General features: G+C 40.7%; 20 protein-coding genes. 14 read left to right on the plus strand and 6 right to left on the minus strand.

The genetic code is table 11. The features are described 5' to 3' along the window. Nucleotides 1-14 precede the first annotated feature (14 nt). Complete coding sequence (locus tag HWV02_RS09070; RefSeq protein WP_211690277.1) at nucleotides 15-1,286, plus strand: SAF domain-containing protein; 1,272 nt, start codon at nucleotides 15-17, stop codon at nucleotides 1,284-1,286. A gap of 137 nt (nucleotides 1,287-1,423) precedes the next feature. Here HWV02_RS09070 and HWV02_RS09075 read toward each other — a convergent pair whose 3' ends face one another. Beyond that, entirely contained in the window at nucleotides 1,424-2,320 is an 897-nt protein-coding gene (locus HWV02_RS09075) for a glycosyltransferase family 2 protein (RefSeq protein WP_255547135.1), read from the minus strand. 182 nt (nucleotides 2,321-2,502) lie between these two features. Between HWV02_RS09075 and HWV02_RS09080 the strand changes: the two genes are divergently transcribed. Beyond that, nucleotides 2,503-2,934: a GNAT family N-acetyltransferase gene (locus HWV02_RS09080; RefSeq protein ID WP_211690278.1), complete on the plus strand. Its 432-nt coding sequence runs from the start codon at nucleotides 2,503-2,505 to the stop codon at nucleotides 2,932-2,934. Nucleotides 2,935-2,982: 48 nt separating this feature from the next. After that, the gene (locus tag HWV02_RS09085) at nucleotides 2,983-4,008 is read left to right on the plus strand and encodes a serine hydrolase (RefSeq protein WP_211690280.1); all 1,026 of its coding nucleotides are present in this window, start codon (nucleotides 2,983-2,985) and stop codon (nucleotides 4,006-4,008) included. Between the two features lie 41 nt (nucleotides 4,009-4,049). On the opposite strand, the gene HWV02_RS09090 is transcribed toward HWV02_RS09085, so the two are convergent. After that, complete coding sequence (locus tag HWV02_RS09090) at nucleotides 4,050-5,177, minus strand: FAD-dependent oxidoreductase (RefSeq protein WP_211690282.1); 1,128 nt, start codon at nucleotides 5,175-5,177, stop codon at nucleotides 4,050-4,052. A gap of 23 nt (nucleotides 5,178-5,200) precedes the next feature. Then, a complete protein-coding gene (locus HWV02_RS09095) occupies nucleotides 5,201-5,869 on the minus strand; it encodes a cupin domain-containing protein (RefSeq protein WP_211690284.1) in 669 nt (222 codons plus the stop codon). Between the two features lie 132 nt (nucleotides 5,870-6,001). Here HWV02_RS09095 and gcvA point away from each other — a divergent pair, with 132 nt between their 5' ends. After that, nucleotides 6,002-6,922, plus strand: a complete 921-nt coding sequence (gcvA, locus tag HWV02_RS09100; RefSeq protein WP_211690286.1) for a transcriptional regulator GcvA — start codon at nucleotides 6,002-6,004, stop codon at nucleotides 6,920-6,922. 4 nt (nucleotides 6,923-6,926) lie between these two features. Here the strand turns inward: gcvA and HWV02_RS09105 are convergent, their stop codons facing one another. Next, nucleotides 6,927-8,495 (minus strand): cytochrome-c peroxidase, encoded by a 1,569-nt coding sequence (locus HWV02_RS09105; RefSeq protein ID WP_211690288.1) that lies wholly within the window; start codon nucleotides 8,493-8,495, stop codon nucleotides 6,927-6,929. 265 nt (nucleotides 8,496-8,760) lie between these two features. On the opposite strand from HWV02_RS09105, the gene HWV02_RS09110 reads away from it, so the two are divergent. From HWV02_RS09110 to HWV02_RS09155, 10 genes are all read left to right on the plus strand, one after another. Further along, nucleotides 8,761-9,309: an NAD/FAD-utilizing enzyme gene (locus tag HWV02_RS09110; protein WP_211675027.1), complete on the plus strand. Its 549-nt coding sequence runs from the start codon at nucleotides 8,761-8,763 to the stop codon at nucleotides 9,307-9,309. 134 nt (nucleotides 9,310-9,443) lie between these two features. Continuing rightward, nucleotides 9,444-10,814 (plus strand): c-type cytochrome, encoded by a 1,371-nt coding sequence (locus tag HWV02_RS09115; RefSeq protein WP_211690290.1) that lies wholly within the window; start codon nucleotides 9,444-9,446, stop codon nucleotides 10,812-10,814. A gap of 28 nt (nucleotides 10,815-10,842) precedes the next feature. Next, nucleotides 10,843-12,576 (plus strand): cbb3-type cytochrome c oxidase subunit I, encoded by a 1,734-nt coding sequence (locus HWV02_RS09120; protein ID WP_211690555.1) that lies wholly within the window; start codon nucleotides 10,843-10,845, stop codon nucleotides 12,574-12,576. A gap of 2 nt (nucleotides 12,577-12,578) precedes the next feature. Further along, nucleotides 12,579-13,280 carry a cytochrome c oxidase subunit 3 gene (locus HWV02_RS09125; RefSeq protein WP_211679373.1) on the plus strand — a complete coding sequence of 234 codons (702 nt, stop codon included), beginning with the start codon at nucleotides 12,579-12,581 and terminating at the stop codon, nucleotides 13,278-13,280. 9 nt (nucleotides 13,281-13,289) lie between these two features. Further along, on the plus strand, nucleotides 13,290-13,967 hold the full coding sequence (locus HWV02_RS09130; RefSeq protein WP_211679374.1) for a heme-copper oxidase subunit III family protein: 678 nt from the start codon (nucleotides 13,290-13,292) through the stop codon (nucleotides 13,965-13,967). A gap of 9 nt (nucleotides 13,968-13,976) precedes the next feature. Beyond that, the gene (locus HWV02_RS09135; protein ID WP_211679375.1) at nucleotides 13,977-14,294 is read left to right on the plus strand and encodes a cytochrome C oxidase subunit IV family protein; all 318 of its coding nucleotides are present in this window, start codon (nucleotides 13,977-13,979) and stop codon (nucleotides 14,292-14,294) included. A 74-nt stretch (nucleotides 14,295-14,368) separates the two neighbouring features. Continuing rightward, entirely contained in the window at nucleotides 14,369-14,959 is a 591-nt protein-coding gene (locus HWV02_RS09140) for an SCO family protein (protein ID WP_211679376.1), read from the plus strand. A gap of 181 nt (nucleotides 14,960-15,140) precedes the next feature. Continuing rightward, nucleotides 15,141-15,527 (plus strand): autonomous glycyl radical cofactor GrcA, encoded by a 387-nt coding sequence (gene grcA, locus HWV02_RS09145; protein WP_211679377.1) that lies wholly within the window; start codon nucleotides 15,141-15,143, stop codon nucleotides 15,525-15,527. Nucleotides 15,528-15,801: 274 nt separating this feature from the next. Beyond that, entirely contained in the window at nucleotides 15,802-20,631 is a 4,830-nt protein-coding gene (locus tag HWV02_RS09150) for a PA14 domain-containing protein (RefSeq protein ID WP_211690292.1), read from the plus strand. Between the two features lie 199 nt (nucleotides 20,632-20,830). Beyond that, nucleotides 20,831-21,253 (plus strand): MAPEG family protein, encoded by a 423-nt coding sequence (locus tag HWV02_RS09155; protein WP_211690294.1) that lies wholly within the window; start codon nucleotides 20,831-20,833, stop codon nucleotides 21,251-21,253. 134 nt (nucleotides 21,254-21,387) lie between these two features. Here the strand turns inward: HWV02_RS09155 and HWV02_RS09160 are convergent, their stop codons facing one another. Beyond that, entirely contained in the window at nucleotides 21,388-22,680 is a 1,293-nt protein-coding gene (locus HWV02_RS09160) for an MFS transporter (RefSeq protein ID WP_211679380.1), read from the minus strand. After that, nucleotides 22,680-23,429: a glycerophosphoryl diester phosphodiesterase gene (locus HWV02_RS09165; protein ID WP_211679381.1), complete on the minus strand. Its 750-nt coding sequence runs from the start codon at nucleotides 23,427-23,429 to the stop codon at nucleotides 22,680-22,682. Before HWV02_RS09165 ends, HWV02_RS09160 begins: the two co-directional genes overlap by 1 nt. Nucleotides 23,430-23,521: the final 92 nt, after the last annotated feature.

Below are 23,521 nucleotides of genomic sequence, written 5' to 3' on the forward strand. Positions count from 1 at the left end.
GTTGGGAGACATCAATGATAAATAGAAATCTATTAGACGCATATAAAATCGAGCATGGGAGCATTAAGGTTGCCATTGCTGGTGCGGGTTATATCAGTAAAGGGTTGGTACAACAGATCACATTACTTGATTTTATTGATGTAGTGTCGATCTACTCTAAAACCCGAGCGCCTATTATTGCGTTATTAAAAGATGCCAACTTACCTTTATCTATTATTGCTGATGATATTACAGAGTTCTGTAGAAGTGATGCAGACATTGTAATTGAGTTGACCGGTGATACCGAGTTTGGGTGTGAGCTTGGTCTGGCGGCATTAGCTGCTAATAAGCATTTTGTTGTCAGCGCCGAAACTGACGCATTAGTTGGGCCTGTTTTGGCTGAGTTATTCCGTGAAAAAGACCTGATCTACAGTAATATGTGGGGTGATGAACCTGGGTTAATTAAGCACCTTTATAATTACGCGGATGTATTGGGCTTTGGTATTGTCGCAGTGGGTAAATTTAAAGGTTTTCACGATTCGTTTGCCACTCCAGAAACTGTACTTCCTTGGGCTGAAAAATCGGGGCAAAAACCGACGATGATCACTTCGTTTGCAGATGGTTCTAAAATGTCGATGGAAATGACGATTGTTTCGAATGCCACAGGTTTGGTTGCTGATGTCCCTGGTATGCATCTTGCGGAGGGGACGCTTGAAGATATTGTCAATTTGCTGCAACTAAAAAAAGATGGCGGTATTTTGAATCGAACTGGCGTTATTGAAGTTGTCTGCGGTGTCGAACCCAGTGGTGGGGTATTTGCTGTCATCACCACGGACAAGCCTGAGATATTGCACTCTCTTTCCTATTATAAAATGGGTGATGGTCCTAATTATCTGTTGTATTTACCTTATCACATGCCTGGTATTGAAGCCTTATATGGGCTATATGTTAACGTTGTGGAGCATCAATCTATTGTTCGTCCATTAGGGGCTCCCGTTTCTGACGTTATTACTCGTGCGAAGCGAGACCTAAAAAAAGGAGACCAACTAGATTGTATTGGAGGGTATGATTATTACGGTGAAATGACTGGCGCTGAGTTCTCTGTTGAACAGAGTGCATTGCCATTAGGTTTAGCGATTGGAGCGAGGTTATTAGTCGATATTAAAAAAGGCGACCCGATCTTATTTCAACATGTAGAAATCCAGGGTCATAAAGATGGCTGTGAATTACGTGAGCGATTTAACGAGATGGTGCTGGAGAATAGACCATTAGATACTCGTGATATTAAACGGGCTAATTTAGGTTAGGTTCATAGCGCTAATATACGACGCAGTTAATACCAAAAGCGAGTCATTTTACCAGTGACTTGCTTTTGTGTTTATGACTTGTGTTTATGAGAGGCTAGGTCGACTATAGGCTATTTACGTAATCGGATTAGGTTGCTTTAATTGTACAGTTTGATGGTGTCGGTGGTAAATAATGCTTTCATTTTTCCGTATTTATCAACTAATTGTAATAATGGTTTTGCATATTTAGATTGGCCAAAAGGTAATTTAATTAACACGATAAAGAGTAATAGAATGAGTTTTATTAATACATCACTAAAGTAAGTGAGTTTATTTGCTAATGGTGTTTGCTGTATACGATAGCGTGTATATGTTTCACCTATTCGGATGGCTCTTTTTAATAAATAATGTATGTTTAATCGATTACTTGCCACTTCTTCACTGACATACGCTTCACTTGAGCACACCAATTTACCGCCATGCTGATATAGTCGATAAAAGAAATCGGCATCCTCACCGCCAGTTAAACCATAGTTAGAATCGAACTTGAGTTGGTATTTCTGTATTGCGGTTTGACTGATTAAAGTTGAATTCGTTGCGCCACTGGTGACTTCTTGGCCATTACTTACCGCAGATCTATCAAATACACCAGATTCGATTATCCATTGCGGTGTGTGGTTCGGGTAGGTTGATTTAACACGACCGAAAACGGCATCTGCTTGATAGGTCTGCGCCGTTGCTAAAAGTTGCGCTAACCAGTCGGGATCTGCAACTTCATCATCATCGATAAAGGCTATCCATTCACCTTTGGTATCAGCTATTGAACAGTTACGTGCTAACGCGATATTCTTCGCCGTTTCTTGGCGATAGAAAACAGGAATGTTCATGAGGGCTGCTTGTGCCTTGACGAGCTTTTCGGCATAGCCTTGCTCATCGTTATCAACCACGATAATTTCAATGTTGACATGTTCGGGTAGCCGCAATGCTGCAATACTCTGCAGGGTATCGACGACATGATCTCTTTGGTATGTGCACATGCAAATAGATATCAGCATTTCTGTTTTCACCTATCAAGTGATGGCCTCCTAGTAATTGTAGTGAGGGAAGACGCTATTCGCTATTATGATGATTGATTATACAGAATAGGATACGGCGCTGTTCACCTCATTGATCTTGTTATATTAATCACTTATAGGTACTATCCATTATTTCAACCATTTTCAAATATAGACAATCCATGAACCTTGAATACAGACTCGCTACCGAGCAAGATTATTATTTTGCGTTTAACTTAAAAAAATCCGCTGAATATGGGCCGATTAACGCTATTTTTGGTTGGGATGAAGAACTACAGCGACAAATGCATGCAGAGGAATGGGCGGTTGGTAAACCTATGTTGATCTGTATTGATGGTATGGCTGTTGGCAGCTATAAGATTGAAATAAACGCTGACTATATTCATTTTTGTCGCTTTTTCTTATTACCTGAACATCAGGGGAAAGGCATTGGTAGCAAGGTATTAAAACAGCTAATTACACTTGCCAAAGAGAAGCAATTACCTTGTAAGCTAAGTCATTTACAAGGTAATCGAGTCGGTGAGCTATATGCCCGTTTTGGCTTTGTTATAGATGACTGTGATAACCAATTTGTTTATATGTCTCGCCAATAAATAATGCGTTTAGATTATTCCCCACACCGTTATAGATGGATTTATAAAATGATGAAAACCAATGTACTTGTCTCTCGTTTGGCGTATAGCTTAGCGATGACGTTGCCAATGGTAAGCGTTGCTGCACAGAATAAAGTCACTGAATTTAAATCAGTATTTACCAGTACCGATGTACCACGAGTGTTTAGTGGCGTGGCCGTTATTGCAAAAGGTAATGACATTACGTTTAGTTATACGTCAGCATCTCAGTCAGCAAGTTCTGACTCGGCAGCGCCCGCATTTACATTACAAACCCCCTTTGTGATCGCATCATTAAGTAAGCAAATGACTGCTGCATTAGTTATGAGAGAAGTAGACCAAGGCCGAGTCGATCTTGATGCGCCAATTAGTCAGTATCTTAACTACTTAAAAGGAAGGTGGGACGCGGTTATTACAGTTAGGCAATTGCTTAATCATTTATCTGGTATTGTGGCGATGAATAAACCACTTAAAACAGCCCCTGGTGACGTGTTTGCATATTCAAATACCGGTTATAACTTGTTAGGTGAATTGGTCGCTACGACATCAGGAAAAGACTATGAAACGTTAGCGTCAGACATGTTTGCATACTGTGGTATGGACAATACCAATCCATCAAGTAATACCAACAATGCGCTTCGTTATCATGAAAAATTACCGGGTGAGCTGGTGGCGATGACTAAGGACCTGCCTGCTAGTTCAGCGCCAAGTGCAGGTATCATCTCTACCGCCGAAGATTTAGTGGCATGGAATCAGTGTTTGCATAATAGCGATCTGATATCAGCTCAATCACATGTACAGATGGTCACTAAAGCGGCGACCAGAAAACACCGTTGGGGTGAGTTAGGTTATGGTTTTGGTCTGCAATTATCAGACAAAACAGCGATGCAAGAATGGAGTCACAGCGGTTATGTTCTGGGTTATATTTCGACGTTAAGTTATTACCCAAGATCAGATACCAGCATGATCCTACTGGAAAATATATCTTGGTATCCGAAAGACATGACTCGGGTATTTTATTACCATGATCAATTGCGTAGTCAGTTATTGCAGTAAGCTAAGGCTGTAAATAGACCTGTATTGTATACGAATGTTTTTTAAGTCGGAATACGAGCGATTACAGCTTCTGCCGCTTCTAGCGCGCCTTCGATATAACCCCCGTTTTCTTCTGCGGCTTCAGTACCCGCAAAGTACCAACCTTGTTGGTAAATAGGCGCTAGCGCTGATTGAACATCGCGTAACCCATAATGTGGGTGAGCATTGGGTGCATTTTTATCGGCATCCGTCGCTGTCATGGTTTCTTGGCTCCAGTCGACTAACTTCACATCAATAGGTTGAGCGGCTTGTTCACCATAAATACGTACAAGCTGCTTCACTGCTAACGATTTAATTAACTCATTGCCTGCTGATTGGCGAGTATGTGCATCAATCCCCACAAAACCAAATAGTGCCCCTGTACCCACATTACTACTATTGGCGGTATTACTATCGTCGATAGTCCAATCAATTGTACTTGCATCATGTATTTCTGCTAACGGCCCCACTTGGCTACTGGCCGAACCGGACAACCCCGATTCACGCCAGAAGGGGGTGTCATAAATGGCAAAAAATTTAGCGTGTGCCGCCATCCATGTCGCAGTCGATGTGAACTTTTTCTGTACTTTCGTCGGTAATTCAGGTGATAACGTAATACTCTTTGCAAGTAAGCGTAATGGCATCGCAAAGATAACCTGACGCGCTTGTATTGTTTGTGGTTCACCGTCTATTTCGGTTTTAACGATAGAATAACTATCTTGCTCTGTCGCAGTATGCGCGACATGCGTAACCTTAGCGTTACGAATAATACACTCATTGATTAGCTTGGCTTTAATACCATCAACAACAGTTTGCATACCACCAGCAACACGCATTGATTGCGGTGAACCGGCGTAACCTGATTTATAGCGCAGCGGTGGTTTGTTCTCGTGTTTATCAAACAAGAACGCGCCTTTATCATGCTGTGGGAATACCGGTAAATGTAGATCATTAATCAAGGTGGTAATACGTGGGTGCATGTCAGGCCAAAACCAAGAAGGCCCCATATCAAACTGGTCTTCGGTATATATTCGGCCACCCAGTCGCGCTCGACCTTCGAGTAAAATATAATTCTTACCAAGCTGTTCTAATAAATAAGCGGTATATAAACCGCTTAATCCACCACCAATAATGACAAATTCTGTTTTCATGTTAATACCTTAATAAGTGTAGGTTAGAGGCGGTAAGTGTGGTGACCTGTTTTGATCCAAACAATGCAATTATCTGAAGTTGTGGTGGCATCTAACATTTCACCAACAGGTAAACGCAGCCAATCAAATTGTCGGTAAATGTCTCCTCGATGGCTAAACTCACCATTAACAACAAGCACTTCAATACCACCTGTATTGTCTAGGCTGATACTTGAGTCATGTGTCCAACGTTCTAAACGTACCGTTTCTTGTTTGAATGCGTGTAGTGCTTGATATTGCACCGCAGTACGGCCTTCATCTTGGATAAAAGCTTGATTAGTGGTATTTATTTCCACATCTTGATCGTCACCGTCTTGGAACTGACCCAGTTTCACTATGATCATGCAGCCGTCTTTGACTATCGGTGCGTGCTCTGTACCGACAGGGTTACGCTTATAGGTGCCAACAGGATAGTCGCCATGTTCATCTGCGAACACACCGTCTAACACCAAGAACTCTTCACCACCGGTATGTACATGGTTAGTGAAATAACTGTCAGCCTCATAAGCAACAAGTGTTGTTGGCGTTGCTGCAAATTCAGCGCCATCACGCTCTAACATTTTACGTGATACACCTTTAAGCGGAGAGGGTTGCCAAGTTGACTCATTAAAGAATACTTTCGCTGATTGGGTTAGGTCGTTATTAATGTTCATATCGTTATTCCACAGATTAAGTGTCTTTATGTTGTAATTATGGATTTATTCTTTGCATATAACAAAGCACTACTTCTATACTGTCAGTATAGTTTTTCTTTAGTGGTAAGTGAAAGTGAGGTAGCGCTGAAAATGCAAAATATAGCCCATTTAAATGCAGTTCGTGCGTTTGAAGCGTCAGCAAGGCATCTTAGTTTTTCTTTGGCGGCAAAAGAACTGAATGTCACGCCTGCCGCAATCGGCCAGCAAGTACGTCTATTGGAAGAGTGGTTAGATATCACTTTGTTTATTCGTGCCACTAGCGGAGCTTCACGCTTAACGTTGACGGATCAGGCTAAGCTTGCACTGCCGGAAATAAGCCTAGGTTTAGAGCACATTTCTCAGGGGTTAGCATTATTGCAAAAACCGATTATAAATAATGCCATCACAGTGTCAGTGAGTCCTGCGTTTGCTGCAAAGTGGTTATTGATGCACATTGATGATTTTCAACTTAACCATCCTGATTATGATATCCGCTTAAATACCAATTCTCGTTCTGTTGATTACTTTGCTGAGGATATTGATATTGGAGTGCGTTATGGCAAAGGTAATTGGCCGGGGTTGTCACAAACATTGCTGATGGATGAGGATATATTTCCGGTGTGCTCCCCAGATCTGGTTGAACAAGGGCTGAAGTTACCGACCGACTTAGCTCATTATCCGTTATTACACGATCATTCTATGCCGATAAGTTCAGGGTTTCCGACTTGGTTTAGCTGGTTGAGTGAGCAGGGCATCGATGATGTAGATACTAATAAGGGGTTGAAAATTAACAACTCAGCATCAGTAATTCAAGCAGCGGTGGCTGGGCAGGGGGTCGCATTAGGCCGCAGTGTATTAGTCAAAGATGATCTTGCTTGTGGACGATTAGTGAGGCCATTTCCAGAGCTGAATAACAGTACAGAATTGGCTTATTATATCGTCTGGCGACCTGAACATGATGCGTTAAAAAAGGTTCAGGCCTTTAAAGGCTGGTTATTAGATGTTGCCAACGATCTTAAAGATATATACTGAGAGCCTATAAATGGTTGCCATTTATGTCCGTTCCAATAAGCACTTGGTCATCGGGGTTATCCGTGCTTTCATCTGCTATCCAAGGGGCGAGGCAATCACGATCTTTGACACAAGGGTCTGTTAAGCTGTTAAGGAAGGTCACCAATTGATCAACTTCCTCATTATTTAAGTTCAAGATTGGTAATCGTGATGTTCCACTTTGGCGCTCTTGCTCAAGTTTATCTAATGCAAGTTCGCCATTAGCTTCAACGTTTGGATATAAGCTTGTACAATTTGCGATATTCTTGAATTGTGCTAATTGACACCACTCATAGTCATTAACATAATCATCAATACTGCGGACTGGGTTGATATGATGGCGCAGCACTCTTTCTAATGAATCAAATGTACCGGCGTGCCCATAAGGTGATGTTACAGCAATGTTTAATAAGCTTGGTGTTCGGAAGTTATATCTGTCCTGAGTATTACCGGTTACGCGCTCACGACCAAAATCATCATCGCCATTACTGCCATCACCTTTGCCAACGCCGATTTGTGGAAAGGCAATAATGTTATGGCGTTCGTCACTTAACAGCGGACCACTATGGCACGCCGAGCAGCCTGCACCATTGTCTTTAGCTGTATTAAAGAATAACAACGCACCTTGTTTTTGCTGTTCTGTTAACGCGGTAATATCACCATCGAGATAATTACGCCATGGTGAGTTGATAAACACCATAGATCGCTCATATTCCCCCATGGCTTTGCCGATGTTTGCGAAGGTGACAAGATCCTCTGTATCGGCATTACTATTGAATGCCGTTTGGAATTCGGTTAGCCATTGATTACGGGTTAATTCACCAGCGCCTTCGTCATAATCGCCCAGACGCGCGGCAAGGTGATGACGAATAACATCTCTGCTACTGCCATTTTCAAAATCAGCCGTTTTCATTTCGTGATTTGACGTAATAGGAAATCGAGTTTGTGCAACAACCAAGTTAGATCCAGCATTCTTATCTGTTACGCCAAAGCCGCTGTCTGGTGTACTAATGCCCGATTCCGTACCATTTTTGTCAACTTCTTTCCCTAAACTCTCGACGCGAGAATCCCAGAATAAACTACCGTCCCATAAAGCGATATTAAATATGGTAGGACTATTACGTGGCACAAAGGGTATACCTTCACTATTGTTACGTCCCTGACCAAGTACTTGCGTATTTATTGATTCGACACCAATAGGGAGACTTAATTCGTCTGCACCACCAAGTGTCGGGTGATGACAGCTAGCACAGGCGCTATCAAAATTACCGCCGAGGCTTTGACTAAAGAATAATTTTTTACCTAAATTAGCAAGCGGGGAGTTAATCGAGGGAATATCACGGTTTGCGGTCGCTGAGCGGCCAAGATTTTTTTCGGTGATGAGTGTTTGTAGCAATATGTCTAATTCAGTTGGTTCAGTTGGTTGTGTACTGTCGTCATCAGAGTCACCTGCAGCCCCCCCTAAATTACCATCATTGCGGTGACATCCTGATAATGTCAATGCGAGAGATAGCATCATAATCAGTGCTAATGATTTTTTTATTTTAAATATCATATCAGATCCCACTCACTTGTAATTTGTTTTTCGAATTACTTAGTCTAATTAATGAGTATGGAAGAACAATGCGATAAATAAGGAATAAATATCTAAAATAACGCTAATTTGTAAAATTTATGCAATTTTAAAGTGTAAATTAGTGATAGATGAAACTGTTAATTACCTTTTTTATATTCACTTATTTAGATAACCAGACTATGGTTTGAGCATGGTTGTGTATTTCTGTATGTTAATTACGACAGTTTTCAAGGCGGTAGTAACTATGCTAAGACACTATTATGTATCTGATGATCTTGATGAGTTAGAGATTGTTGAAAAGGAGCTAGAAGCAGAAGGATTTACTGAACCTCAAATTCATGTATTAAGTCTTGATGATTGCCATGTTGAGCAGCACCATTTACATGAAGTTGAATCATTACTTAAACAAGATGTTATTCGAGGGGGAGAAATAGGGGCTGGTGTTGGCGTTATCATTGCGATGTTTGCGTTAGTGATACCCTATATGATGGGATGGACGAATGGTGGGGCTGGTTGGTTACCCTTTATATTTTTGTCTATTTTGAGTTTTGGGTTTTGTATTTGGGAAGGCGGATTCATTGGTTTTCAGAAGCCGAATGCGAATTTTGTTCGCTTTCAATCGCTATTAATAAAAGGGAAACATATCTTATTTGTCGATGTGGACCCGGTACAAGAGCATAATTTTGGCGTGATCATGCGATCGCACCCCGATGTTAAACCGGTCGGTTGTGGCGCGGGTTCTCCACATTGGGTCGTGAGTTGTCAGGATACATATAACCGCATGATGAAGTGACCACCTTAAACACGGCTTTAGTTATTTCGCAACGCAATTCAAATTTCTTGCGCTATGCTTACTAATTACACTGGTTTTCAGGTCACTAGTTAGTTTTATATTTTGTAAAACTGACAATAATTGATGGTTCAATTATGGTTATTGCGGTAGTAATTCTCTTACTGGTTATTAGCTCCTTATTGTTTCATTTCTTTAGTCCATGGTGGTTTACGCCTATCGCTTCTAATTGGACAGCAATAGATCAAACTATCAATATTACCTTCTGGGTCACGGGTATCGTATTTGTTGCCGTGAATCTGTTTCTCGCTTATGTGGTGTATCGGTTCCGTTACAACAAAAAAAGAAAAGCAGATTATGATCCGGAGAATCGTAAATTAGAAGGTTGGTTAACGGTATTAACGTCGATTGGTATTATCGCTATGCTAACACCCGGGCTGTTTGTTTGGGCTGATTTTGTCAATGTGCCAGCTGATGCGAGTGAGGTCGAAGTGGTTGGCCAGCAATGGCACTGGAATTTTCGCTTACCTGGTGAGGACGGCAAACTTGGTCGTACAGCCATTCCGTTAATTAATCAGAATAATCCGTTTGGTATCGACCCAGAAGATCCCCATGGGCAAGATGACGTGTTGATCAATAGTAATGAATTACATCTGCCTATCGAACATCCTGTTAAAGTGTTATTGCGCTCTAAAGATGTGTTACATAATTTCACCGTGCCTCAATTTAGAGTGAAAATGGACTTGGTGCCAGGCACTCAATCTTACCTTTGGTTCACACCTACTTTACTTGGTCGTTTCGAAATTCTATGCCTCGAGTTATGTGGTATTGCTCACTATACAATGCGTGGACACGTTGTTGTTGAATCTGAACGTGATTATCAAACATGGCTTAACCAACAGCCAACATTTAGCCAAAGCCTTGCTCGTATTAGTCGTGAAATTTCGGCAGGTCAGCAGATGTATACCACGTGCATTGCCTGTCATGGCGCGAATGGTGAAGGGAATAGCACGATAGGTGCGCCAGCATTAGCGGGTCAGGAACGTGATTACCTTAATCGGCAGTTACATTATTTCCGTAATAATATTCGTGGTAGCAGTGATGATGATATTTATGGCCGTCAAATGTTACCGTTTGCAGCAATGTTAGCTGACGATACTGCAGTGGCTAATATCAGTCGTTACCTTAATTCGTTGCCGCCTGTGACTGTGACTCAGTCAACGGAACATCGAGGTAATGTGTCGGTTGGACGAGAACTATATCAGAATTGTGCCGTTTGTCATGGTGAACTTGCTCAAGGCAATTATGCCCAGAAAGCACCTAAATTAGCGGGACAGCATACAGGCTACCTCAAGCGTCAATTAGAGAATTATCAAAGAGGTATTCGCGGTACACATCCACAAGATATGTATGGTTCTCAGATGATTCTGATGTCTAAGTTGCTGCACGACGATCGCGCTATCGACGATGTTCTCGCGTATATCGCTATATTACAGCCAGTTAAATAAGCTTTGGCAGGAGGTTTTAGTGAAAGAAATGCAGCCTATAGCAGACGACCACCAACCATCAGGCTTCTTTGCTAAGTATGTGTGGAGTCTGGATCATAAAGTGATTGCGATTCAATATTCAATCACGGCTATTTTTGTCGGCTTGATCGCTTTAGTATTATCTGCGCTAATGCGCTTACAGCTCGGCTTTCCTGATCATTTCTCTTTTATTGACCCAAGCTCTTATCTGCAATATGTCACCATGCATGGGATCATTATGGTGATCTATTTGCTTACCGCATTATTACTCGGTGGCTTTGGTAATTACCTGATCCCATTGATGATTGGCGCTAGGGATATGGTGTTTCCTTATCTTAACATGCTGAGTTTCTGGACTTATTTGGTATCGGTTATCGTACTGATATCCAGTTTTTTTGTTACCGGAGGGCCGACTGGTGCAGGGTGGACCTTGTACCCACCACAAGCTATTTTACAAGGTACACCGGGGGCTGATAACGGCATATTGTTGATGTTGTTATCGCTGGCCATTTTTATTATTGCTTTTACCATGGGTGGACTTAATTATGTGACCACTATATTGCAAGCGCGTACTCGTGGTATGACCCTGATGAGAATGCCACTGACATTGTGGGGCATTTTCATTGCTACTATTTTAGGCTTGTTGGCATTTCCTGCGTTGCTGGTCAGCGCGATCATGATGATATTTGATAAATTACTGGGTACCAGCTTCTTTATGCCTGCGATCTTATCCTTAGGTGAGAACTTAGACTACACCGGCGGGAGCCCCATCTTATTTCAACATCTATTTTGGTTCTTTGGTCATCCGGAGGTATACATTGTCGCTTTGCCTGCATTCGGCATGGTGTCGGATGTGATAGCTACTCACGCCCGTAAAAATATATTTGGTTATCGGATGATGGTATGGGCGATTGTCGCGATTGGTGGGCTTAGTTTTGTGGTATGGGCACATCATATGTATGTCAGTGGGATGAATCCTTATTTTGGTTTTTTCTTTGCTACCACCACCTTGATTATTGCAGTACCGACAGCATTGAAAGTCTATAACTGGCTGCTTACGTTATGGCGTGGCAATATTCATTTTACGGTGCCGATGTTTTTCGCTATTGGTTTTATCTTTACCTTTACGCACGGTGGTCTAACAGGCTTGTTCTTAGGTAATGTGGTGGTTGATTTACCGTTGTCGGACACATTTTTTGTAGTCGCGCATTTTCATATGGTGATGGGGGTGTCGCCGATCATGGTGCTGTTTGCAGCCATCTATCATTGGTTCCCGTTAGTGACGGGTCGTATGTTGCACACGGGGCTGGGTAAATTACATTTCTGGGTCACTTTCCTTGGCACCTATGCGATTTATTTACCGATGCATTATCTTGGTTTTCTTGGTGTGCCGCGCCGTTATTTTGCGCTGGGCGATACTGCTTTCATTCCCGATTCAACACAAACACTCAATGCCGGTATTACTGTTGCTGCTTTGATTGTTGGTGTGGGTCAGCTGATCTTTATTTTCAATCTAATCTGGAGTTTACGACGGGGTAAACTGGCCGTTGCTAACCCTTGGCAAGCGACGTCGTTGGAATGGCAGACGCCGCAATGCCCGCCTGTGCATGGTAATTGGGGGGATAACGTGCCTGTCGTTTACCGATGGGCTTATGATTACAGTGTACCTGGACACAAAACTGATTTTACCCCACAAAATATAATGGATTCAGAGTGTTTATTAACAGATAAGGGAGGGCGGTAATAATGAACATTGTTCGTCAATTACTCAGTAAGCCTTGGTTATCAGACGATGCTGATATTTCCGAATCATATAATCAGACGAAATGTTTGAAAGTGACCCAGACCGAATCAACAAAAACGGCTCTGGTGTTTTTCTTGATGGTGGTGACCGTTGTTTTCTTCTTGATTTCAATCACTTTTTTATCTCGGTCACAATATCCCGATTTTACGGCGTTAGCGGGCCCCCCTTGGTTACCTTTTAGTAATCCAATTACCCTTTGGGTGAACAGCGCGTTCTTATTATTAGCATCTATTTCTATTCGCTTTGCGGCTAACACTAAGCCGATTAATGAGGGGGTAGGTCAAACACGTATGGTGTTGGCGTTATGCCTGACGGGGTTATTTAGTTGCTTGTTTTTAATCGGGCAATTATTAGTGTGGCAGCAACTTACTGTATCGGGCTTTGCGGTAAATGGGAATCCAGCCAACAGTTATTTCTATTTGTTTACGGGTATTCATGGATTACATTTGGCGGGAGGCTTTATTGCATTAATTCGGGTTGTTATTACATTTGTTAAACATACTGATAGTGAAAGATTGACGGCTAACTTAGGTTTATGTGTTTGGTATTGGCATTATTTGTTTATTGTATGGATGTTGCTGTTTGCGTTGTTAACGGCAACACCAGATACCTACAAAACGATTGCATTGCTTTGTGGTTTTTAGGAGAAGGTCATGAATAATAACAGCCACAATGATGATGAAAAGAAAGGCTGGCAAAGTGTGGTGTCTGATTGGTCGAATGATCGCACCGTGTTTGATATGCCTTGGCCTAAGTTTATGATGTGGGTCTTTTTACTCAGTGATACTTTCATTTTTGGTATTTTTCTAACCGCTTATATGAGCGTGCGAATGAGTACGGTCGATGTGTGGCCTAATTCGAGTGAAGTATTTGCGTTAACGATCGCAGGGGAACACGTGCCCTTAGTGCTGATTGCGATTATGACGTTCATTCTTATTACCAGTAGCGGCACGATGGCGATGGCGGTGAATTTTGCCTATCAAGGCGATAAACGCAAAGCCAGTTATCTGATGTTTATTACCGCTTTATTAGGTATATCTTTTGTTGGTATGCAAGCTTTTGAATGGAGCAAGTTGATCTTTGAAGAAGGGGTGAGACCATGGAGTAATCCGTTAGGCGCGGCACAGTTTGGTGCCACCTTTTTTATGATCACTGGCTTTCACGGTTTGCATGTTAGCGCTGGGATTATCTACTTGTTAGTGATTGCCAAGCGTGTTCGTGCGGGGGATTATGAAAAAAAAGGTTATCAAATGGTTGAAATATCGGGACTGTATTGGCATTTTGTTGATCTAGTTTGGGTATTTATTTTTGCTTTTTTCTATCTTTGGTGAGGTGTGATAATGAAGTCCACACAAACACAAAAAATTGGTCAAGTGCACCCTATAAGCCTTTACCTTAAAGCATGGTTGTTGTTATTTATCTTAAGTGCTTGCTCATATATGGTGGATTATTTTCATGTTCAAGGCTATTTACGCTGGGCACTTATCTTGTTTTTTATGGTTATGAAGGCGGGGTTGATTTTAACTGTGTTTATGCATCTAAAATGGGAACGGTTTGCAGTCAAGCTACTGTTATTTATTCCCCCTATTGCGATCTTGATTTTTATTACCTTAATGAATGTAGAAGCCAGTTATGTGTTTATAAGTAGGCATTTATAAATAAATTATTATATACAGGCTTGGGCTTAAGCATCATATTTATTTTTTTTATTGTGCTAAGGGCCTTGTTTGGGTTGTATCAATCTCAACCCGTCGCGAAAATTAATGGGGTTGCCTTGAATGACGCGATGCCGATTACGGACTTTGTATTACAAGATCAACATGGCAATCGTTTTACTCAGGATGACTTGTTAGACAAGTGGCATATCGTTGCTGCAGGTTATACGCACTGCGGCGATATTTGTCCTATGACGTTATTAGCACTGAGTCAGTTCCAGCTTAACTTAGAGCAAAGCGCATTTGAGGATGACGTTGATATTATTTTTTATACCGTTGATCCTCAGCGTGATACGCCCCAAGTATTGGCTGAATACTTGGCATTTTTCGCTCCTGAGATAATAGGGCTAAGGCAAGTTGAGGAGGTGACTTATTTAGGGTTTGTAAATAGCTTAAATATTATTGCCATTTATGAATATGAAACCACTAATGACAATTATAGCGTTAGCCACAGTTTTGCTTTTATGGTTATTAATCCTGAAGGGAAATTACAAGCCGTACTCGAACCTGAAACCAACCCTTTTGGTAATGCAATATTATCATCGGATCTCTTATTTGAAGATTTTAAGCGAGTACGGCAGCGTTATAACGATGCGAAAGGAAGTTGACCAACCTGAACAAGAGCCAGTTACATATCGATTTTCAAGTTCATTTTCCCACTTATTTAACCTTGTTCTAACATAGGTTTCACATACCCATAAAGTATTAATTATTATTTATATAACCCTTGTATTTATAAGGTTTATTGTTGTATGGTTGATTCAAATCTACAACATAGAAGGTAATACAATGAGTAAATTAAAAGGTATTCAAATCACTAAAGCTGATGATCAGCGTCTTAATAATTCAATTTGGCTCATTGATGGAAGTGCAGAGCAAGCAAGGTGTATCGGTACTGTTAATGATGTGATTGCACAAGACGCGGTTGTTAACTTAGCTGAGCTAGGTAACTTTGAGTCACGTGATATTGCCATCGAAGAGCCTGCTAAAGTAGAAGGTGGCCAGCATCTAAACGTGAACGTATTAACACGTGAAACTCTTGAAGATGCAATTAAAAATCCGAGTGCTTACCCACAACTTACGATCCGTGTATCGGGTTATGCGGTGCGTTTTAATTCATTAACATCAGAACAACAGCAAGACGTTATCAGCCGTACATTCTCTAAAACAATGTAATAATATCTGTTCATTATTATTTCCTTAACCTCAGTCATTGCTGGGGTTTTAATCCTCATACTTTCCTCCCTATTTTGAATGAATTATAAGCAATATTGTGTCGTTTATTGATATTGAATATAGTTTATACTCGCCGCGCTTCTTAATCTGTTATCAATTGTGTATTTTATCGTTTAAATTGGTATTTTAAATATTAATTCTAAAGTTTTAATGTAATTTTGTATTGAATCATCAAAAAATGATGGTTTTTATTAAATGGACTTAGGGAAAGTGAATGAAGTATATATTCTGGATTGTATTGATCTTATCTGTTTCAGGCTGTAATGAAGATTCCGAAACTCAACAACCTATCCCTCAACCTATCCCTCAACCTATCCCTCAACCTCAACCTCAACCTCAACCTATTCCTATACCGGAACCGCCAGAAAAAGAAGTTATGGCGGTCGAAAATGTTCGATTAATCGCGACTACTCAAACAAGTCTGACGCTAGGCTGGGATGGTAACCACAATGCAGATGGTTATATTATTCGTCGAGACGGTAATAAAATCGCGACGGTTAGTCGTGGTTTATATCGCTTTGTTGATACGAACCTACAAGAAAATCATAGCTATGCATATGCAGTGTTGGCTTTGGATAAGGAAGGCAGAGAATCAGAACCGCGTAATATCACTGCTTTAACAGTGAAGAATGACAGCCCAGTAATCTCGCCTATTACAGATATTTTGTTGATAAACGATACCGCAACATTAGGTGCTCCTGTCGTTCAAATAAATGCAAGCGATGCTAATGGTGATACATTGCATTATCAAATTGCCAGTGAGCAAGCATTAAATTATTTTGCGATTGATGAACATGGTTTATTAACAGTGTCGGCTTCGGTTAATGCATTGTCATCAAAAATTATGGATATTTCTGTACAGGTGAGTGACGGTTTAAGTTCGGTAACTGTGCCGCTTCAGGTGGCATTTATACCGTATGCGGCAAAACTAGAAAACCAGGGGCTGTTACGCAAGTATTATCGAGATAATAAAGTTAGAGGCTTACTTTCTGAGCTTAAAGCATTACCGACATTTCCTGATAAACCGACTTCTATTAATGTTGTAGACGACTTCGAATCACCAAGTAATATTGCAAACAAATATGGTCAGACTCTGGAAGGCTATGTCGTCCCACCTGTTACTGGTGAATATAAATTTTGGATCGCTTCAGATGACCAATCTGAACTGTTATTAAGCGATAGTGTTAATACCAAAGGGTTAAGACGAATTGCTTATACAGATCGAGCTACAAAAAAACGTGAATGGGACCCTGTGCGTTATGATAGTCAAGCTTCTGACATCATTTATCTTGAAGCGGGTCAAGTATATGCCGTAAAGGCGTTAATGGCAGAATACTATGGATCTGACTTATTAGCCGTCGCTTGGGAAGGGCCCGGTATTTCAAAGGGCGTTATTAGCAATGAATATCTACGTTTACCTATTGATATAATAAAACCTAAGCCTGTATTTAACTTTAATTGGCTAAAAACGTCAGAAGATACGCTGATCTTACAATGGAATGCGACAACCGATAATGTTGATGTAGAACGTTACTTAATTAATACAAACAATAAGTTACTAGCAACGACAGGTAAGGACGAACTATCGATTGCGTTAACGGGCTTGGAAAGTGCCACTCGTTATGATTTCACTATTCGAGCACAGGATAAAGCCGGTAATAAGTCGCTGGAAAGTGATCCCTTGATGATCGTGATTGATGATTTTATAGCCCCTTCGGCGGTGACTAACATTAGGGTTAATGGCAAGGGGACTAATTTTATTGATCTGGCTTGGGATGCTTCAACAGATGAAGATAAGCAGCAAATACTTTACCGTATTTATCAAGGCGGTGAATATGTTGCACAAACTTATGATACGAATTATAAATTGAAGCAATTATTACCTGCTACAAACTACGATATTACATTGGAAGCAATTGATATTGTTGGTAACAGTAGCGGTTTATCAAATGGACTATCGGTACAGACTAACACCTTGGTTGCAGATACTCCTGTATTCGAATATCCGTATTATGAGTTTGCGGTTCCTGCTAATCACTCTATAGATAATTCGTTTGCGACATTGAGTTTTATTGAGCAGCAAGGATTGGTGTTTAAGATAGCATCTGGTGATAATGCGGACTTGTTTGCCATCAATGAGCAAGGCCAGTTGAGCTTGAAACGTCATATTATTGAGGGCGAATTACGTTCGTTCAATCTTGAGGTTACGATAAGTAAAGATAATAAAACAAGTTCTACACTAGTGAAAGTGAATGTTTTATCCAGTGATGTATTACTTTATCAAGGTGTGTCACAGGAAATATGGACTGGAATATCTGGCTCGAGTGTTGCTGTTATTAATACCTTAGCGCCGATTAACCAACAAAGTACATTAACAGACTTTAAATCACTCACCAATATGGGTTCTTCTTATGGCCAACGAGTATATGGTTATTTCACTGTACCTGTGAGTGGGGATTACAGTTTTTGGCTAGCTTCTGATGATAATAGTGAATTACGTATTAGTGCTGATATGACGCGTGATAAAGCTGATTTAGTCGCGCATATTACTGGTTATACTCGTGAAGATCAGTGGAGTAATAGAAGCCAGGTTAAAACGAATATTAATTTAAATGCTGGTCAGTATTATTATATCGAAGTGCTTCATAAAGAAGGCGGTGGTGGTGATCACATGTCAGTGGCATGGCAAGGGGCTGGTATTCCGAGTCGTACTTTAATGACAGGAGAATTCTTGATACCTTATAGTCGTTTTCATCCTGCTGCGGTAAAAGTTGATACTGCAATACAAACTGGTTTTGACAGTCAAGGGAATCAACTTCAGCTTAATATTAGTGTGGATGAAAGCGCTGAGGGTTACCCTATTTGGGTTTATTATGGTGAAATGGATGCAGGTAGTAATGCTGAAGGGTGGCAGTATCGCGTTAAGTTAAGGGATTTGTTAGCGGGTGAACATAGCATTACACTGTCACCAATTGATCCCGGCAAAACGTATTATATTCGAACTGAGACTGTTGGACCTACGGGCAGCCGTTGGAGCCAAAATGCGACGACTGTACGTACGGTTATTATTGATCCAAATAAAACTGCTGGCGAATCATTACCGCAAAAGATTGATATCGACGTTAGCATTAATGATGTTGACTATGCATTAGAATTTACTAAGCATTCGGTTCGTTCTCCTCATTTTCAATTACTTACCTTTGATTCTCGTCGAGTCAAAGAATATGAATCCGTATCACCAATGCCGGAAATTAGAACTTACCGTGGCATTGTAACGAACAATGCTGCGGTAACCGTTACTGGTGTGATCGATGCGTTAGGTACTATTCATATCTCGGCGTGGAAGGGTGATATGCTATTTTGGCAGAAAAATGTCGATGTTAGTGAGTTTATAACCCCAACGGCGTTAGGTAATGATGAAACAGATACTCAAGAGTTAATTATTGATTTCGAGTTGCCTGCTATTGAGAATGGCCGTTTATATCAACCGCAACCAGGAAATGACTTCCATAATAGTTTATCGCGTGTTGCTTTTAAATTTGAAGAAAATCAATTTGATAAAGCAGCAGGGAATAACATTATCAACGGTGTTGCGCAAATGGAAGGGCACATTAATGAACTCGACTATATGTGGGCACAAAAGACAGGCTTACGTTGGGATATCGGTAAAGCAGTTATCGAATTAAAGGGAGATATCGGTAAGGCTACGCAAACTCGTCCGAGTGCGCCTGATGCAACTAACTTTAGCATTGATTTTCAAGACCCGGTGAATGGCGGGCAGTGTTGGGGTGGTGGTTATTGGGTTGGCTGTACCGCAGGTTATACCATGAGTTGGGGCTTCACTCATGAAATTGGGCATAACTTAGGGTTAGGCCATGGCGAACAAACCGATAATAATAATCAAATCCAAGAGCCAAGAACGCATATGGGTAATATGCAAGCATGGAATACGACGCGTCGGATTCAAAAAGGCTCTCGCTTTAAACCCGCGAAGGCATTAACAGACCCGATGTTACCAGCCACATTCAAAGATTATTTAACTGTATATAAAAATGAATCTGGTTTAGTTGATCCACTGGCAAATGATTATGACGCAAATGGCGATCTATTAACCATTGAGAGTTTTGACGCAGCAACATTCGCTGGAGGCACTGTTATTGCTTATGGTGATTCATTACGCTATACACCACCTGTCGATTTTGTCGGGGTCGATCAATTCAGTTATGTTGCTACAGATGGTGAATATCAAACCCGTGGCCCAGTGATGATTCAAGTTTTAGCCCCTGAGTTAACCGCGTATTGGGATATGGATAGCCTACGCGATAATAAAGTGACAGACCTGTCCGGTTTTAGTAATGACTTACAGGCCGAAACAGCAGGTGTTAAATTGACTGAAATGCAAACGGTGGGAATAACAGCTCAAGGTATTACTATTCCATTGTTAGCACCTAAGGAGATGACGAATGATCCTTTAGGCGATCGTTTATTGGAGCATAAATTAGATCCGGGTCATAAAAGCTTTACTGCGGCTATGTGGTTTAAATATACGGTAACTGACGGTGATAAACTACTTATTGGTAAATCGTCTAAGACCCCAAATAATATGAATTATGGTGGTTGGGAGATCCGTGCGAGTGGACATGATTTAGAAATTCAAGTTAATTTCCGCGACCGTTTTATGTATCCGAACAATGTGACGATAGTTCAGCCGGATGCAATTGTTGATGGCAGTTGGCACCATGTAGCCGTTGTCATCGATCGGGAAAATAAGCAATTACTGGGTTATATTGATGGTGCACCGTTTGATCTACAAGGTGATTTACCGATGGGAAATAGCCCGATCACTGCCGCGATGAATACTTCAGGTTACGGTGGTGGTTCGCCATTTAAAGTGGGCGGGCATACACGTGTTACCTGTGAAGATGGTGCGACCTCGGCAGACCCTAAAATTTGTGTATCCGCATTGGAACAAGCATATGATAGTGTCAAAATTTATCATAAAGCCTTGTCAGCACAGGACGTTAGATCTTTGTTCACGGAATAAATAACCACGCTAGCTAAGCACCATCAAAGATAGAAGTTGATGGTGCGTCTATTCACAAATCATAAAACATACATTTCCTATTTTTCCTTATTTGCTTTATATCTAGTTGATAGATTAATTACATTAGATACCTAAACTACGTCAAAATTCTGATTGTTCATTTTGAAGTAACTTAGGTACTAAATAAAGGAAGAAATAAATGGATGGAATCAGTATTTTATACCCGTTACTTGCGCATGTGCTTTTAGTGATATTTCTGTATATTTTGTTGGTAATACGAAAATCAAAAGCAATAAAAGCAAAGGCTGTCGATTTTAATAAAACGGCGTTGAATAACAAGGCATGGCCAGAAGATGTTGTTCAAGTATCCAATAACTTAGATAATCAGTTTGAATCACCTTTGGTGTTCTATGGCTTGTGCATTATCACTGTGTTGGTTGGGGCGGTGAATAGTTTTGCTATTGGACTGTCAGTTATTTATGTGGTGTTTCGGTATATTCATGCTTATGTGCATGTGGGGACTAACTATGTACCGCATAGATTACGTGCGTTTTCACTGTCTTTGTTTGTGCTGCTATTACTGTTAATTCAAACGTCAGTACATATAGCGATGGCTGCGTAGCGAAAAATAGAGTGTTATAAATAGCTGTTCAGTGATGGGAATGCTTATTAAAAAATAGCCGCAATTGATGCGGCTATTTTGTTTGTATTATACAGTGCTTAGACGACCTTAATTAGGAGTCTTAATCACCTTGATTATGCTGGTGTTGCATCATCAGTTGAGATATTACCTGCTTGCTTACGTTTTAATAGCAGTAAACAAATCGCGGTGAACATACCAAATGCTGATACGCTTAGACCAATACCAAAGATCATTTGATACGCTTCAATTGCAGGATAAGTATCGATGATCCAACCGTTTAGTGCGTAAGCCCAGAATACAGATGCGTATGCAGCGAATGAACCAACACTCATCGCAGCGCCACTGAATTCTTTTGGAACACCAGCTTCAGCAATCGGCGCTAAGATGATGCCTTTTGCTAGGAAGATACTAAACGAGAAGCACATTAGTAGAATCATGTTCATTACTAACATTTCAGCTGATTTTGGTAGTAAAATTGTAATACCTAAACAGATAACAGTCAGACCCAGTGCACACAACATCATTTTAATTGAGGATTTGAACACAAAGTCAGCAATTGAGCCAGCAACAAGACCTGCAACAACACCCATAGCACCCGTATTAATGATACCGAAGATAGCCGCTTCTGCAGTTGTTAAACCAAACACAGCTTCTAAGTATGGCACTGTGTAGATAAGCGTAATGTAAGTCCAGTAAACTGTTAGAGATGTTAGTGCAGCTAGCCATACTGTCGGCATTTTTAATACATAGAATAAACCTTGTAATGCTGCTTTGTTTTTACTTTCGCCTGCTTTAACTTCTAATTGATTGTCTGGTACAAATTTCCATACACAGAAGATCATTGGCAGGATAAGTAAGGTATAGAATACGATAGCACCTTGGAAAATCAAGATTGAACCACTCACTAGCGCCATGATACCAACGATAATTGCGTTCATGCTCATTTCTGTTGCACGACGGATTGACTCTAATAAACCAAAAGCCATGCCTTTGTTGTCATCGCCTGACATTAAGTTAACGCCATTCACAACCGCAGGCCAGAAGATCGCGTCAATCAGACCCCAAAGTCCGGCAATGATGATTAAGAAGGTAAATTCAGGTTGAAAGATGATGATAGCCATCATACTCAAGAATCGTATGAACATACTGGTCATCAAAATCGAGCGTACAGAGAAACGGTTATTTACCCAACCTGCAGGAATGTAGAAGAACATTGCAGAACCGATTAAGGTAAACAACACACCCATCTGTGTATTATCTATGTTTAAAACTTCAAGTAGTAAGTTATAAAACGTACCTTTAAATGCTTCGAAAGCAGAGTAAATGATTTGTCCTGATAGCACGACAGATAAGAAACCGTAAAAACGGGTTTTTGAATCGAAGCCAATTTTTCCTAATAAACTCATTATTTATTACCTAACACTTTGTATTTTGACGGGAATTTATGGGCGACATCGGTACAAATACCGTCGACACCCCAGTTGAATAATTGATTAGCGCGCGCAAGATCGTTTACAGTCCACACGTTTACTTTAAAACCAGCGGCTTTAAATTTGTGAACCATTTCTTGTGTTAAGCCTTTGTCTTCTGGATGGATGTAATCTGCGTTACACCAATCTAAAATTGAGTTCCAATCGTCCCATAAGGTATGGCTTTCGAATAAACAAGCAACTTGGGTTTCTGGGCTACGACGTTTAAATTCGGTTAGCGCAAGGTGGTTGAAGCTTGATACGATTAATTCGCGCTCAGGGTTTAGATCTTTCAAACCAATAATTAAATTATCAATCAGGGTATAGCTAAGCTCTGCACTTGCTGCGCATGATTTAATTTCGATATTCATGTTTAGCTCAAGGTCATTTGCTAATGAAATTAACTCTTGGAGGGTCGGAAGTTTTTCACCAATGAATTCATCTGCAAACCAACTGCCAGCATCGATATTCGCGATATCGTCATGACTGATTTTGCATAATTGACCACTCTTGTCAGTACAACGATCTAAAGTATCGTCATGTGAGACAATAATCGTACCGTCTTTTAAAATATCAACGTCACATTCGAACCATTGAATATTATTCTTTTTGCATAAAGAAAATGCGGCTAATGTATTTTCTGGTGCCAGCGATGACATTCCACGATGAGCAATCAATCTTTTCATTGTTAACCTTCTTGCAACTAAAATTGTGACGGGATAATAGGGGAGATTATATAAACGAAATGTGACATAGATACAATTATCACTATTCGAAA

Source organism: Moritella sp. 28, from assembly GCF_018219435.1.
GTDB lineage: Bacteria > Pseudomonadota > Gammaproteobacteria > Enterobacterales > Moritellaceae > Moritella.